Genomic DNA, 15,082 nt, shown 5'->3' with positions numbered 1-15,082 from the left:
TCACTCCCCCTCCCGCAGCACCTGCACCGAATCGGCCTGTCGCACCGCCAGCAGCGTCACGACGACGACCGGGACGGTGGCTACGGCCGCCAGCAGGGCGGCCACCTGCAGCGGCGGCAGTTCCACCAACAGATCCGGCACCGGGCGGGTGGCCTCGCGGGTCAGGACGATGAGTGGTAGCACCGCGCGGGTCAGGGCGATGCCCAGGCCCGTGCCCACGGCCAGTGCCAGCGCGACCAGGACGCCGTGCTCGGTGACGACGGCACGGGCCAGCCGGCGGCGTGGGGCGCCCAGGGCGCGCAGGATCGCGAACTCGGCGTTCCGCTCCCGCAGCGCCCCAGCCGCGCTCACCGCGAACCCGAGCGCGGCCAGCAGCGCCGCCGCCCCGGCTGCCGCGGTGAACGCGGTCTCCGGGCCCGCCCCGAACGGGTCGTCGCGCAGCTCGGCGGCGATCTCGTCGCGCACGACGATCTGCCCGGGATCGAGGTCGGGCCGGGCGCGCAGAGCGGTGGCGATGCCCGCGCTGTCCGAGGGCGAGTCCGGCCGCAGCCACCACTCGGTGGGCGCGAGGGCGGCTCCGTAGCGCGCCTGGAGGACCCGGTTCAAGGCGTGCAGATCGACGAGCACGGCGCCGCCGTCGCCGTCTGCCTCCCCGCCCTGGGCCGTCGGCAACTGCCGTAGGTCGCGCACGATCCGCACGGGTATGTTCTGCCCCTCGAAGGCGATGTCCATCGTCTGACCGGGGCGGGCGCCGGCGGAGGCGAGGAAGCGGTCGGTGGCGAGGGCGGCCACCTCGGTGGTCTTGGGCTGCGGCACCTGCATGCGCAGCGTCAGTGACGGGCTGAGCCAGGGCTCGTCGGACGGGACGTAGCCCGTGCCGTACACCAGAGTCGGGTGCGCGGCGGGGCGGAGGCGCGGGCGGGTCGGATAGGTTCCGGGGCTGGACGAGACCTGCCCGTCGGTGTTGGAGACCACCGTCCAGGACGCCGGCAGGGGCACTTGCTGTGCCGTGCCGGCGGCGGTTGTCGCGGTCAGGGCGTCGAAGGTCAGGGTGTGCTGTTCGGCGTGGAGGGACGGTACGGGCAGCACGAGCTGTACCCCGGTGAGTATCAAAGGTCCGTGGCCGCTCGGCAGTTCGACAGACAGTGTGTGCGGGCGCCCGTCGACGGGGAGGCCGCTGGACGGCAACGCGTAGGGGACGCCGTGGTCGTCCTCCAGTGTCTGGGTCACGGTCGCCGTGCTCCCCGTGCCCCGCACCGAACTGAGCACGGTCGCCGTCAGCGTCAGCCGGGTCGCCCCGGCGGGCACGCGCGCGCCCGCCGACTCACCCGACGGACCCAGCCCCGCCAGCAGCGGCTCCATCGGGGAGGGCGCCAGGTCGGGGCGCAGCAGGACGGTGTCCGCCGCGTGCGCGGTGTCCAGCGCCAGCACCGTCGCCGTGCGGTCGCCGGACAGCGGCACGGTCGTCCGCACGGCGGGGACGGCCTCGCGCACGTGGGGCACGGCCGCGTAATCCTGCGTGCGGCCGAACTCGCCGCCATCGGTGCCCAGGACCCGCACCGGCGCGCCCGCCGCAAAGTCCGCCTGGTCGTCCTGCGAGCGCTCCCAGGAGGAGCCCTGGCCGATCGCCAGTACGCCGAGCGCGACGGCCAGGACGAGCAGCAGTACGGGACCGGCGCCGCGCCCCGGGCGGCGGCTGAGCTGCCAGCCGGCCAGCGCCGCGGCCAGCCCCCGCCCGCCCGTCGCCCCGCGCTCGGCGAGCCGGGCGGCCGCCGGCAGCAGACGCAGCGTCAGGACCGCGCCGGCCAGCAGCGCGAGGGCGGGCGCGGCGACCAACAGCGGGTCGATGCCCAGGGCGCCGGTCGTGTCCGCGCTCACCGCGCCCGACGTGCGGCGGTCCAGCTGCCAGTAGGCGACCCCGGCCACCGCCACCAGCCCCAGGTCGGCCCCGGCCCGCAGCGGAGCGGGCAGGGCGCGGGCGCGGGACGTGCGGAACCCGGTCGACGCGACCGCCGGCAGGACCACCGCAAGCGCGCAGCCCAGCGCCACGCCGGCCGACGTCAGCCACACCCCGAGCCGTCCGCCGGCCGGCACCTCCAACTCCAGTCCGATCCGAGCCAGCGCCCCCTGCCCGGCCAGCAGCCGGATCAGCGGGCCTGCCAGTAGCGGGGCGATCAGCAGCGCAGGCCCGGCCAGCAGCAGCGCCTCCCGGGCAGCGAGGCCGGCGAGGGCGGCGCGGGAGGCGCCGCGGGCGCGCAGCAGCCGGGTCTCGCCGGTGCGTTCGGCGGCGAGCAGCCCGGCCACGAGCAGCAGCGCGCAGGCCGCGAGCAGGGCGAGCTGGAGGGCGACGATCAGGAGGGTGGAGCGGGAGACGAGCAGGGAGCGCTCGACCCGGTCGAGGACCTTGGGGAGAGCAGTGCTCGCGGTCGTCCCGCCCTCGCTGCCGGTCCCGGTGGGCAGCTTGAGCAGGGCGGCGGGCCCGGTGCGCGCGGAGCTGCGCAGGGCGTCGATGCGGTCGGCGGTGAGGCGGGCGAAGTCGGCGGAGGCGAGCCACGCCGACTGTCCGTCGCTCACCCGGCCGCCGGTGACGACGGAGGGCGCCGTGAGCAGGGGGCCGTAGGTGGTGAAGTCGGACGTCCGTACGCCCCGACCGCCCAGTTCGTCCAGCAGCCAGTAGGGGGAGGCCGGCTCGGCGGGCCGGTACACGCCGGTGACGAGGATCCGCACGGGCGGCCCCTTGAGCCGGTCGGTGACGGTGAGGCGGGCGCCCGGCGCCAGCCGCAGCAGCCGTGCGGCGTTCTCGGGTATCGCCACCTCGACGTCCGGCGTGCCCGCGCGTGGCAGGCGCCCCTTGCTGAGCCGCACCTGCGTGGAGTCGAGCGCCGCGAAGTGCGTGAGGTCGGGTTTGTCGCCCGGCTGGGTGGCTGCGGCCCGGGTGGTTGCGGGCAGGGCGTACGGGCCGGAGCGCACCAGCGTCCGCACGGTCACCGGCAGCCCGTCGAAGGTACGGCGCGCTCCGTCGCGTACGGCGACGTCGGCGGCCCGGCGACGATCGGCCGCCACCTCGGACTTGACGACCAGCGCGGCATCGGCGGCGTTGCGCGGCTCGGCCAGTGAGTGGCGCAGGGCCGCGTCGCCGATCGCGGTCGAGTAGGCGGCCAGGGCCGCCAGCACGGAGGTGGTCAGCAGGACGGTGACGAGCGCAGCAGTGATCAGCGTGCGATGCGCCTGCGCCCTCGCCAGGACGAGCGTGGTACGCCCCGAACGCACCCCGAAACTACCCCCGTACGTCGTCACCCAGCTTCCCCCAAGGCTCCGGTCACTGTTGTTGCCCAGACGTCCCGGTGATGTTGTCAGAGCGGATGCTGTGGGGTAATCGGTGGTGAAGCGGGCTTGACCAGATTGTGACCGGAATTCGGCGCTCTATGACCGCAATCCCGGGGTGCCTCCCGACGAAGCCGCGGGGACTGCCCCGGGCGCCCGGCTCCCTCTGCCAGGACCTCGACGCTGTCGCCGCCGGACTGATCCTCCCGTGGAGTTCCAGGGTCGTCGAAGGCCACATGAACCGGGGTGAAAACGCTGTGGGTACGTCGACTCGATCCTTCCCTGACCGATTTCACCCTCGGCGCATGCGGGGCTCCTCGGCGCGCTTGAGGGCCGGTCCCGGTTCCTGCAGCAGCCGTTGGACACGCCGTGCCTCGGCGCCGCGGTCCTGGTCGCGGTAGAGGCCGAGGGCCCGGCTGAAGGCGTCATGGGCGTCGGCGGGCCGTTCCAGGGCTCGGTACACGTCGCCCATGCAGGCCAGCGTGTCGGCCTCCTCGTACTCGTCACCCAACCGGCGGCGCAGCGCGAGGGACCGGCCGTAGTGGTCCAGGGCCTGGGCGTGCGCGCCGCTGTGGTGAGCGATGTATCCGAGGCTGTCCAGGGTGAAGGCCTCGCCCTCCGGGAAGCCGTGATGACGGCATAGGGCCAGGGCGCGTTCGCAGTGGTCCCGAGCCCGGTCGTAGTGGCCGAGGTGGGCGTGGTACCAGCCCACCGCATTGAGGGCTTCGGCCTCCCGGTGCGGGTTGCCGAGGACTTCACGGATGCGCAGATTGTGCATGGCGTGCGGCAGAGCCTCGGAGTAATCGCCGTGCCGTTCCCAGGCGAGCGCGAAGTTCAGGTGCGTCTGGGCCTGGCCTGGGCGGTCGTCGGCCTGCTCGTACAGGGCGAGGGCGTGCTGTAGGTCCTGCAGGGCCTCGGCGTGCTGGTCGAGAGGGATGCGGGCGCGGGCGAGGAGCCGGTGGACCAGGGCCAGGGACGCCGGTTCCCCCAGTGCTTCGAGGGCAGGAAGGGTTGCCCGCAGGGTGGCGACGCGGTCGAGTAGCCGCCCCCTCCGCCACTGGAAGGTATCCAGGGCCCAGGCGAGTTGCCAGGTCTGCGGGTGCAGGCCGTGCGCCAGGGTGAACCGGTGGACCGCGAGGAGGCAGCGGTGTTCGGCTTCGAACCAGGCCATTGCCGCATCCGTGTTCTCGACAGCACAGGCGCTGGCGGCGGGGGTGGCGGAGGTCCCGGTGAGCGGGGTTCGCTGCGGGGACAGTAATCGGTCACAGGCCAGAGCGGTGGCCCCGTAGAACTCGAGCAGCCGCTCCGACGCAGCCTGTCGTACGTCGCCGGGCAGGTCGTACCCGCGCTCCGTGGCGTAGAGCCGGACCAGGTTGTGCATGCGGTAGCGGCCGGGGACGTGCTGGTGCACGAGATGTGCCGACTCCAGGGTGCGCAAGAGGACCCGCGTGCGGTGCGCGGGGAGTCCCGTGAGGTGGGCGGCGGCGGACTGGCTGATGTCCGGCCCCGGCGCGAGTGCTAGCAGAGCGAAGGTCTCTGCGGTGCTGTGGTCGAGGATCCGGTACGAGGCGTCGAAGACGGCCCGGAGGTCTGTGGCAAGGTCTCCGGCGTTGAGGGCGTCGAGACGGCACTCGGCGTCGTTCAACTCCGAGGCCAGGACGGCGAGGGGGAAGTCGCGCCGGGCGGCGGCGCGGGCCGAGACGATACCGAGGGCGAGCGGCAGACCCGCGCACCGGCGAAGCAGGGCGCTGATCGCCTCGGGTTCGGCCGCCACCCGGTCGTGACCGAGGGTGCCTGCCAGAATCCGGCGAGCGTCGTCGTCCGGGAGTGTGCCCAGGTCCAGATACTGGCATCCGTGCGTGGCGGTCAGACCGCCCAGGTGGCTGCGGCTGGTTACGACGACGGTGCTCGCGGCACCGCCGGGCAGCAGCGGGCGGACCTGGTCGGCGTCGCGTGCATTGTCCAGCATGATCAGCATGCGCCGGTCGGCCACGAGGGAGCGGTACAGCGCGGCCTGTGCCTCGGGGGCGGCCGGTATCTCCTGAGGTGTGGTGCCGAGAGCCTCGAGGAATGCGCGCAGCACCATGCTGGGCGGCGTGGGTTCGGCGGACGGGTCGAAGCCGCACAGATCGGCGTAGAGCTGACCGTCGGGGAAGCGGTCGCGGTGTTCATGGGCCCAGCGCAGCGCCAGCCAGGTCTTGCCCATGCCACCGGCGCCGCCGATGGCCGAGACGGGCGTGACAGCTCTGTCGTGCTCGGTCCTCTTCAACGAGGCGTCCAGCAAGGCGAGTTCCCGGTCGCGTCCGACGAAGGCCACCGGTGGCGCCGGAAGCTGCCGTGGGACAGTGCGGGCGGGGGCCGCCGCCCCGTGCACCACGACGCCCGTTCCCGGCGCGAGGTCGAGTGCCGGGTCCGCGCCGAGGATGCGCTGGTGCAGGAGGCGAAGAGCCGGTCCGGGGTCGGTGCCCAGCTCTTCGGCCAAATGTGCCCGGATCGCCTGATAATGCGTCAGCGCATCGGCGGTTCGCCCACCGCGGTACAGGGCGAGGATGAGCTGGCCCGCGACGCGCTCGTTCAGAGCGTGGGCCTCGGCCCGGGCAAGGAGCTCGACCAGTATCCGGTCGTGCTGTCCGAGCCGGAGGCGGGCGTCGGCCAGGTCCAGTTGGGCGGCCAGTCGCTCACGGTCGAGGACGTGCCGCCGGCTGTCGAACCACGGTGTGCTGATGCCGGCGAATGCCTCGCCGCGCCACAGCCCGAGCGCCTTCTCCCACAGGGCCGCCGCCTGCTCGACATCCTTCTGCGCACGTGCGCGGCTGATCAGGTCGTGGAACCGGTGCATGTCCACCCGTTGGGGATCGACGGTCAGGCGGTAACCGGCCGGAGTGCGCTCGATGCCGGCGGCGCTCAGCTGCAACAGCACTCGCCTGAGCCGGGAGATATACGCGTACAGGGCCTCTCGCCCCCGCCTGGGCAGCGCTTCACCCCAAACCCGGTCCACCAGAACGTCCGCCGGAACGGCGCGCCCGGCATCGACGAGCAGGGCCGCGAGCACCCGCAGCTGCCGTTGGTGCCCCACCTCGGCCGGCACCCCGTCCTGCCAGGCCACCACGGTGCCCAACACTCCGAACCACGCCGCCATCCCCGCCCCCCCGTAGAGATCGAAATCACTGTCTACCCGCAGGCGAGCGCACACCGCCATCCCGATTCAAGACTTTCCGAAGGTTTCCCAAAGGCCGTCCCAGCATGGTGAGAACACGGCACCCGAACGAACGAAAACGGGGGGGACTTGAGCAAGTGCGCAACGCCGGCACAGTCCGATGCTGTTGCGCCGGATCCGACCACGTCAACAGGCCGAATGGTGCCCGACCGATCAACAAACCCGTGACTGCACCACAGTTCGGCGAATCTCGGTGGGGAAGCTCAAATTCCCTACCCGAATCGACTAAGGAACTTTTCACGCGAAACTGCCATGACCCGGCGACTGCATTTCTCGGTGCGACGCTTGCACTCGGCGCTCTGTCCTACAACCGACAGGAGTACGCATGAGACCCCGTTCGTCCTCCGCGACGCTCATATTGAGCGCGACCCTCATGCTCACGATGACCACTACGGCGAGCGCGCTCGCCTCTTCCGATGCGGCTGCACCCGGGGCCGTGAAAGAGGCCGCAGCACCTCCACGGAAAGACAGCACGCAGCGTCCCGTCTTCTTCGTCAAGGGATACACACCCGGCGACGCGTGCGGTAGCAAGTGGGAATCCGCCGCCACGCTGTTCAACAGGTCAAACTGGAAGGGAACGTTACACCGCGTCGGCTTCTACAAAGAAGACGATCCGCAGTGCGATGTTCGCATCGACCCGGGAGAGAAGGGCACCGTCGACACGTCACTGAAAGATTTGGGACGCGGGCTGGCTTGGAAGATCCACGACATGTACTCCTCCAAGGGGCAGACCGTCGACCTCGTCGGGCATTCCATGGGCGGGCTCATCATCCGAGCCGCGCTGGCCGGATACGCACAGGGCGACCCGACCTGGCCGGACAAGCTGTACGTGGAGGATGTCGTCACTCTGGGCACCCCGCACAAGGCCGCCTGGCTGGGTGCCTTCTGCCTCCCCAACCTGCAATGCCGGGAGATGTACTACCCGAACGGAGCCTTCCGGCGCTGGCTCGGGCCGAAGCTCCCCCAGGCGCAGGGGGGAACGGACTGGACCCTTGTCAGCTCGAATGCCGACTTCTCCGTCAGCGCTGGGAACGGCGCCCCCACCGATGTCGGGGCACAGCACCTGGTGCGCTACTCGGAGCGGGCGAACCTTGGCCACTCCCAACTGCGTACGGTCCGCAGGGCGGGCGCGTTCCCGCTCCGGTACACCAACAACGGTGGTGCCTGGGGAGGGCAGCGCGATGGTGCCGCTCCCCTCCGAGTCGCGATGAACGCCTTGTACTGGCACAAACGGTGGTGAGCCGACCCAGTCGCCGTGACGACGACCGTCCCGGCGCCAGTCGAGCGATCAGTGCGCCGCCCGGACGACTCCCGTTGCCGTGGCAGATGGCGCCCCCTGCCCCGGAGCGCGTACTGCAGGGTGCTCATCATGAGGGGCGATTCGGCAGAGGCCACGGAAGCAGGTCAAACTGATGTGCCGCCACTGAGCGTGCAGGTCGCGGTCGCTGGGCCGGCGGCCACAGACCGTGACGGGGCGTCGTCCCGGTGGTGACCGGGGCGGCGCCCCGCGGCCGCCCTTGAGCGCCCCCTCGCCGTAGTCACCGCTATTCCCCGGCCCAGTACGCGGCCCGCACCTCTCCCTCCGCGAAGTCCCGGCGCGGCAGACGCAGGCCGAGGGACTCCTCCAAGGCATGGAAGTACAGCTCGAACGTGCTGGTCAGTTCGGGGTGGTCCAGCTCGGCACGGCGCACGGCACGGTTGAGGAAGTCAAGCTCGCCGCCCCGCAGATAGGGGGCACGGCCGCGCTCGTACCAGATCAGCTCCAGCACACCCCAGTCATCGTCGACGCGGCCGCCGTCCCTCATGTAGTCGAAGGTGTAGATGGCCTTCGCGGAGGTGGCGGTCAGCCACACGCTCTCCTTGATTCCGAGCGCCGCGTATGCCTCCTTGTCGGCGAAGGACCCCGGCGGCGTGTCGTGGTACAGCAGGAACGTCCACCCGCCTGCCTGCCCGAAACAGCAGCTTTCCCACTGGCGGTCCCAGTGGGCCCGGCCACTGTCCACGGCCTGCAGGTCCTTCAGGCGCGTGCCGGCCGCGACCTGCGCGGGATCTGCCCCGTACAGCAGGGCCAGCCGCTCAGCGTCGACGGTCAGCCCGGGCGCCGCGCGGAAGAAGGCAAGGGTCGTGTACGGGTCTTGCTCACGCCAGGACCCCGCTATCCAGGCAAGCCCCTCCAGCGGGTCGCGCCCGCACGCCTCGACCGTCCCCGCGTCGTCCAAGCCGCCACTGCGGAACCGTCTGCCCCACACCGGATCGATGCGCTCCAACGCGTCGGCCACCTCCTCGAGGCTGCCGCCGCGCCGACGCATCGCGGCCTCGGCGATCAGGTAAAGCGCCTGTTCGAGGACGCGGGTGGCAAAGACCTCCCGGTAGGGGCCGTGATGGCCGCGCACTGTGCCGTCCTCGTCCAGCAGCAGACACAGTCCGCCGTCCTCCGCCTCCTCCTCAGCACGCTCGGCCCACCTCTCCAGCTCGTCGTCCGAGAGGGCCACGGGCGGCAGCCCGACCTCGTGGAGCAGGGCGTGTCCGGCGGCCGTCCGCTGCCACGCCTCCGCAAGTGTCCGCTTGGTGATCTCCATAGCGTCAGCATAGGAAGGGTCACTGACAACCGGCCGATCCTCGCGGCCGGTCAACACTCGGCCGCTTAGGCGTTCTTTCACTGCCACTCGAACAGCGCACGCTTCACGGCGCACCTATGTTCTTCGTCAAGTGCGTGGGGCAGAGACGAGATCACCGCCGGGCTGACCGTGCTCGTCGGCTTCGACCAGGACCACGCGGCCGACCTGGCAGCCAGCGTCGCGGGCGACCGTGAGCGGGAGGACCCGTGCCCGTGGTGGGCGCTCTTGCCGACGTCCATGCCGAGGAAGACGCCCACGTTTCCGGTGTCGAACATCGCACCCTTCCAGAGGAGTTGACTCTTCCTGGCCTCGGTTCGGATGTCGTACGCGCGCATCCACGTTATGCAGACCTGCCGCCCGCGAACTGTCCGGCATTGCACCGGACCGGGCAGTGGCCGGACCTCTCATCAGCGTCTCCGACGGCACCTCCCGGGCCCGGTGACACCACCCCCCAAGGTCATCCGTTCGACAGGGGGACACAGTCATGCCGGGCCCGGAGGTCAGTGGTCCTCTTGCAGGACCGCGAAAAACATTCGGGACCTTCAGGCCGAGGCTCGCGAGTTGGAGAACGAGATCCTCCAACTCGTCCGCCAGCATGCCCCGAAGCTCTTGGAGTTGCTCGGCGTCGGGCCGATTACCGCGGCGCAGATCCTGGTCAGCTGGTCGCACCCTGGCAGGTTCCGTTCCGAGGCCGCCTTCGCCTCCTTCGCCGGCGTCGCGCCGATCCCGGCCTCGCGCCGGCGGGACTGGTGCGCCGCGACGTCGAGGCGACGGCCGCCGCGGCCCGGCACCTGGTCTTCGACGTCGACCTGGACGAGGTCCGCCTGGGTGGCGGGGCGGCCTTCCTAGGTCCGCGTCTGGCCCGGGTCCTGGACCTGGCCGCAGCGGACGCCGTGGCCATGTGCCCGCCGTCCTCGCCGCTCTGGGTCGGTCGGGCTGCGGGGTTGTGACCGCCCAAGGTCTGGACTCGCCCCTCTTCCGCCCGCACCCTTCCCTTCATGACCAACACAAGGCGACAACGCCCCCATATACGGCGCTGGTCAGCCCTCGCCATCAGCGTGGCGCTCATCGCGCTCGGCCTGGCCGCCAGCCCGGCGGCGGCTGCCACGGCGCCCGCGGCGACCGGGGGAGACCACAACCTCTCCCTCACCTGGCAGGGCAAGGACCGGACCTTCAAACTCCACACACCGCCGGGCTACACCCCCGGCAAGAAACTCCCCCTCGTCGTGGTGATGCACTGGTACCCGGGCACCGCGGAGGGCATTGAGGCCTACACAGGCTTCAGCAAGCGCGCGGACAGCCACAACTTCCTTGTGGCCTACCCGCAGGGCCTCGACGGCGGATACAACGCCCTGGAATGCTGCGGCAGCGAGGACGACGTCGGCTTCATCACCGCGATGGTGGGCCGCCTGGTCGACGGCTGGGACGCCAACCCCTCCCGGGTCTACGCCACGGGCTTCTCGAACGGCGCGGACATGTCGTTCCGCCTGGCCGTGGAACGCTCCGGCGTCTTCGCCGCCGTCGCCCCGGTCAGCGGCGGCTACACGGGCCCGCTCACGCAGGACCCGGGGTATGTGCCGTCCAGGCCGGTCCCGGTCATCACGATCGTCGGCTCCAAGGATCTGGGGAGCCTCTACTTCCAGGCCGGCATCGCGACGTGGCGGGAACGGCTGGGCTGTGTGACCACCGACCGGGTGAACAAGCCGGGCGAATACACGGCCATCATGTCGAGGTGCGCGGACGGAAGCCGGGTGCACAGCTACGTCATCGAGGGCATGGGCCATGAATGGCCGGACGATGCCGACTACGCACTCAACGCGACCGACGTGGTGTGGAAGTTCCTGAAGAAGTACAAGCGACACTGAACGCAGAAATGCCTCAAACCCCTGCCCATGGCAGGGGTTTGAGGCTAATGATTGTTCGGCGGCGTCCTACTCTCCCACTGGGTCCCCCTGCAGTACCATCGGCGCTGTGAGGCTTAGCTTCCGGGTTCGGAATGTAATCGGGCGTTTCCCTCACGCTATAACCACCGAGTCGCTATGAAACTGACAGCAGGAAAGCTGTTCGTGGTTTCAGAGCCAACACAGTGGACGCGAGCAACTGAGGACAAGCCCTCGGCCTATGAGAGTGCCCGGCAGTAGGCGGGCGGGCCATCCCGTCGAAGGCCCTGGGTGCAGACCAGGCACGAGCAGTACTCGTCGTCGCCGTTATCGTTCAGGGCGCCGAGTCTGGGGACCTCTTCGGTGCCGGCCAGGCCCCCGCACCCGACACTGGCCGTGCAGATGCGGAATCCGCCGGATGCTCAGCCGCCCGATCCCCCGCCGACCGGGGCCCCGGTGACGGCCTGCATCTCCTGCGCGATCATCTCCTGGAGCGGCACGCCGTCGCGGTTGCCGAGGATGACACCGACCCAGCCGGTGTAGGGGTAGATGTCCCAGTTGGCACTGACACCGGGGTTACCACCGGCGCGCTGGTAGTTCCACTGGCCGTTGACGATGGAGACCGGAATCCCGTAGGCCCCGAACGACGCCGGTCCATGCGGGATCTTCGCGGCAGTGAGCACGTCGGCCCAGGGCCGGTCGAGCACCGTGCCGTCCCCCAGCGCGCGGGCGAACCGGGCCAGATCCGGCGCGGTGGCGAAGCCGCCGTCCCCGGGGGCATCGATGAAGGCGCGGCCCGGATTTTTGCCGGGTACGTTTGGGTCCGGGCTGCTCTTGTCCAGGTTGCGGACGGCGTCCACCACACTGCCGTCGGCCAGCTCCATGTACGGGTGCGCGATGTGCTCGTCGGTGAGCCACTGCGTCCTGGTGTAGAACGCCGAGCCGGTCATGCCGCAGCGCTCGAAGATGTTCTCCTGCACGTAGTCCCAGTACGTCTTGCCGGTCACGGCCTCCACGATCAGCGCGGAAATGGTGATCTCTGCCTCCTCATGGGCGGTGTCTGGAACGCCCGGGACGCCCATCAGCTTCGCCTGCCGGGCCCGCTGCTCGTAATACTCGTGCACGTCATCTTGGCTGTTGAAGACGCGTTGCACGTCCTCATTCGTGTTGTCCAGTCCGGAAGTGCCGGACAACACGTGGTGGATGGTCACCTGCTCGGCGATCTCCTTGGCGAAGCCCTTGAGATGGGTGCCCACCGTGTCCGACAGCTTCACCTTGCCCTGCTGCGCCAACTGCAAGATGGCAACCGCGCCGAACGGCTTGCCCGCCGAACTGAGGCTGAACGCTACGCCCTCGTGGTTGGCGATCCCCCTCTCCTTGTCGGCCAACCCATAGCTGCGGGACAGCACAGTCCGGCCCCGGTGCGACAACAGCACCACGCCCGAGAACTTGCCCTCGGCGGCCAACTTGGCCACATACCGGTCGTAGGCTCCGCCAGGCCGGGTGTCTGACGGAATCGGGTCGGCTGGGGCCTGGTCGGCGTGGCCGGGCTGGGCGCCCACCAGCGACGCGCCTGCCATCACGCCGGTGGCCGCCAACCCTCCCCACCCGAGAAGCCGCCGCCGGTCGACACTATGTACGGAATCCTGGTTCATGATCACAGTCCTCTCCCGATGGACCAACTGACCGTTGATGCAATGTGGTCCGTGCCTCCACTGAAGACGGGAGACTGTTGCGGTGGCGTATGCGATTTTCGAAACGTCCGCGATACACGTTCCGGGAAGATCACTGGTCGTCGTACCGAGGTCAGCCCGGCGTGAGCGACCCGCTGGTTCGCGGCGTCGAAGGTGCTGGACCTTGAAGCACCCCCGCTGCTGGCCTGGCAGGAGGTGCCCGCGCCGCTCCAGGTGGTCGCGGTCACCACCTTCACCTCGACGAGTACGTCTGCGACGCACTGCGCGGCGGTGTCTGCGTGTTCCTGCTCGTGGATTCCGGGCCCGCCCTGCTTGCGGAGGCTGTCCGTGCTGCAGGCTGACTCACTGGTCCTCGGTCACCGACAGCCTGCACAAGCACCTCACCAAGTACCCCAAGCCAGCCTCGAATCCGGCCCGGCCGAGCCGCTCACGACCGCGAGCTGGACGTGGCGCGGCTGGTGGCCTTCGGCCGTACCAACGCCGAGTTGTACGTCTCGCTGTCTACGGCCAAGACGCATCTGTCCAGCGACCAGTTCAGGCTGTCGGCCCGGAGGCGGTAGAGGCCGCCTCCTTGGCTTGGTGCAACGGACACGCCACGACGACACAGGACTCCGAAGGCCCAAATCACGGCACATGACCACCCTCGACCGGAGTCGCGGGCGAGGCCGCACACCGTCATTCCGAACTCAGCCTGCCTTCTCTCTAACTGGCTACGCTGAACCACCCCTGCCGCACTTCGTTCAGAAGCGGTTGCAGCGACCGCAGTGCGGCCCGCATGTCCTGATCCGTGACGTCAAGAGGCTCCGGCAGGCTCAGCCCATACTCGCGCAGCCTCCAGAGGTCGAAGGTTTCACTACCGTCGGCTGCGAAGTCCACATCGACCTCAGTGCCGTTGTCGCTCACGAAGAGGCACCCTGCCCCATGGACCTTGTAGAAGTAGGTGCCGATGTGATCACTCCGGCTGATCTGGTGCGAACGGGCCAGGCCGACGACGTCCGCCAGTCGCTCAAGTGAGGGGATCGCCACCCTCATGGCCTCATCAATCGCGTTCAGAGCGCGGACGTAACCGAGTACGAGGTCTCGCGCAGCCTCAACCCGTTCCATACGGTGTCATCCCCCTGGGCCCGTGACTGAAGGGATTGTTCCATGGGGCCTCCAGCGCCTCCGCAGGACGGCATTCTGAAACGAACAGTAAGAGGGCGGTTCGTGAGTCTTTGAGTCGCTCTGGGGTCGCCTGATGGTGTGGGGTGTGGGCGGAATCCGCAGGTCCGCCAGGCGGGGTCTGCTGGGGAGCAAATGTCAAGAGTTGTGGCCGAGTGCCCCTGCGACCCCAGGGCAGTCGTGCGCTTGGAGATGTCACGTGGCTGAAACTGATCAGTAGTCAAGTCGCTGGTCGTCCATCAACCGGACCCGGGAGTCGTTGAACAATGCGTCGTAGGTCCTGCCGAACGGAACGCGATGCCGGTTCGGCGCCTGTTGCAGGCCGCCGATAACCTCTCGCCAACGTGGGTAACACTGCGCTACAACCGCTTCATGAGCTTGATCATTGAACGGGTGGACGCGAGGGACTGGTCTGATGAGCAGATGGAGGAACTGTTCAGCGAAGGTTTCCCCGAGTTCATCACGGCCGACCGGCTGGCCAAGCAGTACATCGGCAGGATCCGGGAGTGGTTCGCCGATCTGAACGTGATGCTCGTCGATGAACAGGGCACGCCTGTTGCCACAGGCTGGGGCATCCCGATCTGCTGGGACGGGAGCGTCGAAACACTGCCATCCGGCTACACTGACGCCACCATCCGTGCTGTTGAGAACCGCGAGCAGGGCGCCGAACTCAACACCTTGGTCATCTGCGGCGCGGTGGTCACACCCTCGCTGACAGGCCGCGGCCTGGCCGGCGAGACCCTCACCGCGCTTCGCGGATTCGCCGTCGACGCTGGCTGGCAACACGTCATCGCCCCGGTCCGCCCCACCTTGAAGTCGCAGTACCCGTTGGCGTCTATAGAGTCGTTCATGAACTGGACCCGCCCAGATGGCACCGCACTCGACCCGTGGATCCGCACCCACCAACGCCTCGGTGCCCGCATCCTTACCGCCGCCCCCGCCTCGCAGACTATGACCGGCACCGTCTCCGAGTGGGAGCAGTGGACAGGCCTGGCTTTCCCGGAGTCCGGCGACTACGTGATCCCGCAGGGCCTCAGCCTGCTCCGCATCGACAAGGACACGGACCAGGGCGTTTACATCGAGCCCAACGTGTGGATGCAGCACACGTGATCGTCAGCCGTTTGGGCCCTGAGAGCCGCGACGAGGGCGGCCACCGATCGGAGGAACCGTCCCGCAGGGGGATCCGGC

Annotated in this window: 10 protein-coding genes, 1 rRNA gene and 2 pseudogenes; 6 read left to right on the top strand and 7 right to left on the bottom strand. The window is 69.6% G+C overall.

Going from position 1 to position 15,082, the window contains the following annotated elements:
- Both BIV24_RS12205 and BIV24_RS12200 read right to left on the bottom strand, forming a co-directional pair.
- Nucleotides 1–3,297, bottom strand: a complete 3,297-nt coding sequence (locus BIV24_RS12205; protein WP_245766777.1) for an ABC transporter permease — start codon at nt 3,295–3,297, stop codon at nt 1–3.
- A 319-nt stretch (nt 3,298–3,616) separates the two neighbouring features.
- On the bottom strand, nt 3,617–6,463 hold the full coding sequence (locus BIV24_RS12200; RefSeq protein WP_071366266.1) for an AfsR/SARP family transcriptional regulator: 2,847 nt from the start codon (nt 6,461–6,463) through the stop codon (nt 3,617–3,619).
- A gap of 403 nt (nt 6,464–6,866) precedes the next feature.
- Between BIV24_RS12200 and BIV24_RS12195 the strand changes: the two genes are divergently transcribed.
- Nucleotides 6,867–7,781, top strand: coding sequence for an esterase/lipase family protein (locus BIV24_RS12195; protein WP_079168212.1), 915 nt, complete (start codon nt 6,867–6,869; stop codon nt 7,779–7,781).
- Between the two features lie 304 nt (nt 7,782–8,085).
- Here BIV24_RS12195 and BIV24_RS12190 read toward each other — a convergent pair whose 3' ends face one another.
- A complete protein-coding gene (locus BIV24_RS12190; RefSeq protein WP_071366264.1) occupies nt 8,086–9,120 on the bottom strand; it encodes a hypothetical protein in 1,035 nt (344 codons plus the stop codon).
- Between the two features lie 77 nt (nt 9,121–9,197).
- The gene (locus BIV24_RS12185; RefSeq protein ID WP_071366263.1) at nt 9,198–9,494 is read right to left on the bottom strand and encodes a hypothetical protein; all 297 of its coding nucleotides are present in this window, start codon (nt 9,492–9,494) and stop codon (nt 9,198–9,200) included.
- 184 nt (nt 9,495–9,678) lie between these two features.
- Between BIV24_RS12185 and BIV24_RS36440 the strand changes: the two are divergent.
- The 3 genes and pseudogenes from BIV24_RS36440 to BIV24_RS12175 form a co-directional block, all read left to right on the top strand.
- A pseudogene (locus tag BIV24_RS36440) lies at nt 9,679–9,894 on the top strand (transposase); the annotation flags it as partial.
- A 14-nt stretch (nt 9,895–9,908) separates the two neighbouring features.
- The gene (locus BIV24_RS34330) at nt 9,909–10,109 is read left to right on the top strand and encodes a hypothetical protein (RefSeq protein ID WP_071366262.1); all 201 of its coding nucleotides are present in this window, start codon (nt 9,909–9,911) and stop codon (nt 10,107–10,109) included.
- Nucleotides 10,110–10,157: 48 nt separating this feature from the next.
- Complete coding sequence (locus tag BIV24_RS12175; protein ID WP_079168211.1) at nt 10,158–11,024, top strand: CE1 family esterase; 867 nt, start codon at nt 10,158–10,160, stop codon at nt 11,022–11,024.
- A 53-nt stretch (nt 11,025–11,077) separates the two neighbouring features.
- On the opposite strand, the gene rrf is transcribed toward BIV24_RS12175, so the two are convergent.
- Both rrf and BIV24_RS12165 read right to left on the bottom strand, forming a co-directional pair.
- Nucleotides 11,078–11,193: ribosomal RNA gene (rrf, locus tag BIV24_RS12170) — 5S ribosomal RNA — on the bottom strand.
- Between the two features lie 268 nt (nt 11,194–11,461).
- Nucleotides 11,462–12,637 carry a serine hydrolase domain-containing protein gene (locus BIV24_RS12165; protein ID WP_245766776.1) on the bottom strand — a complete coding sequence of 392 codons (1,176 nt, stop codon included), beginning with the start codon at nt 12,635–12,637 and terminating at the stop codon, nt 11,462–11,464.
- 258 nt (nt 12,638–12,895) lie between these two features.
- On the opposite strand from BIV24_RS12165, the pseudogene BIV24_RS36435 reads away from it, so the two are divergent.
- Nucleotides 12,896–13,370, top strand: a pseudogene (locus BIV24_RS36435) (response regulator transcription factor); the annotation flags it as partial.
- 65 nt (nt 13,371–13,435) lie between these two features.
- Here BIV24_RS36435 and BIV24_RS12160 read toward each other — a convergent pair.
- Nucleotides 13,436–13,837 carry a DUF6896 domain-containing protein gene (locus BIV24_RS12160; RefSeq protein ID WP_071366261.1) on the bottom strand — a complete coding sequence of 134 codons (402 nt, stop codon included), beginning with the start codon at nt 13,835–13,837 and terminating at the stop codon, nt 13,436–13,438.
- Between the two features lie 354 nt (nt 13,838–14,191).
- Between BIV24_RS12160 and BIV24_RS12155 the strand changes: the two genes are divergently transcribed.
- Nucleotides 14,192–15,004: a hypothetical protein gene (locus BIV24_RS12155; RefSeq protein ID WP_245766775.1), complete on the top strand. Its 813-nt coding sequence runs from the start codon at nt 14,192–14,194 to the stop codon at nt 15,002–15,004.
- Nucleotides 15,005–15,082 lie beyond the last annotated feature (78 nt).

Origin of the sequence: Streptomyces colonosanans (assembly GCF_001866645.1) — a bacterium.
Taxonomy (GTDB): domain Bacteria; phylum Actinomycetota; class Actinomycetes; order Streptomycetales; family Streptomycetaceae; genus Streptomyces; species Streptomyces colonosanans.
Note: the sequence above shows the minus strand (reverse complement) of the source record. Positions and strands in the feature narration are given on the sequence as shown.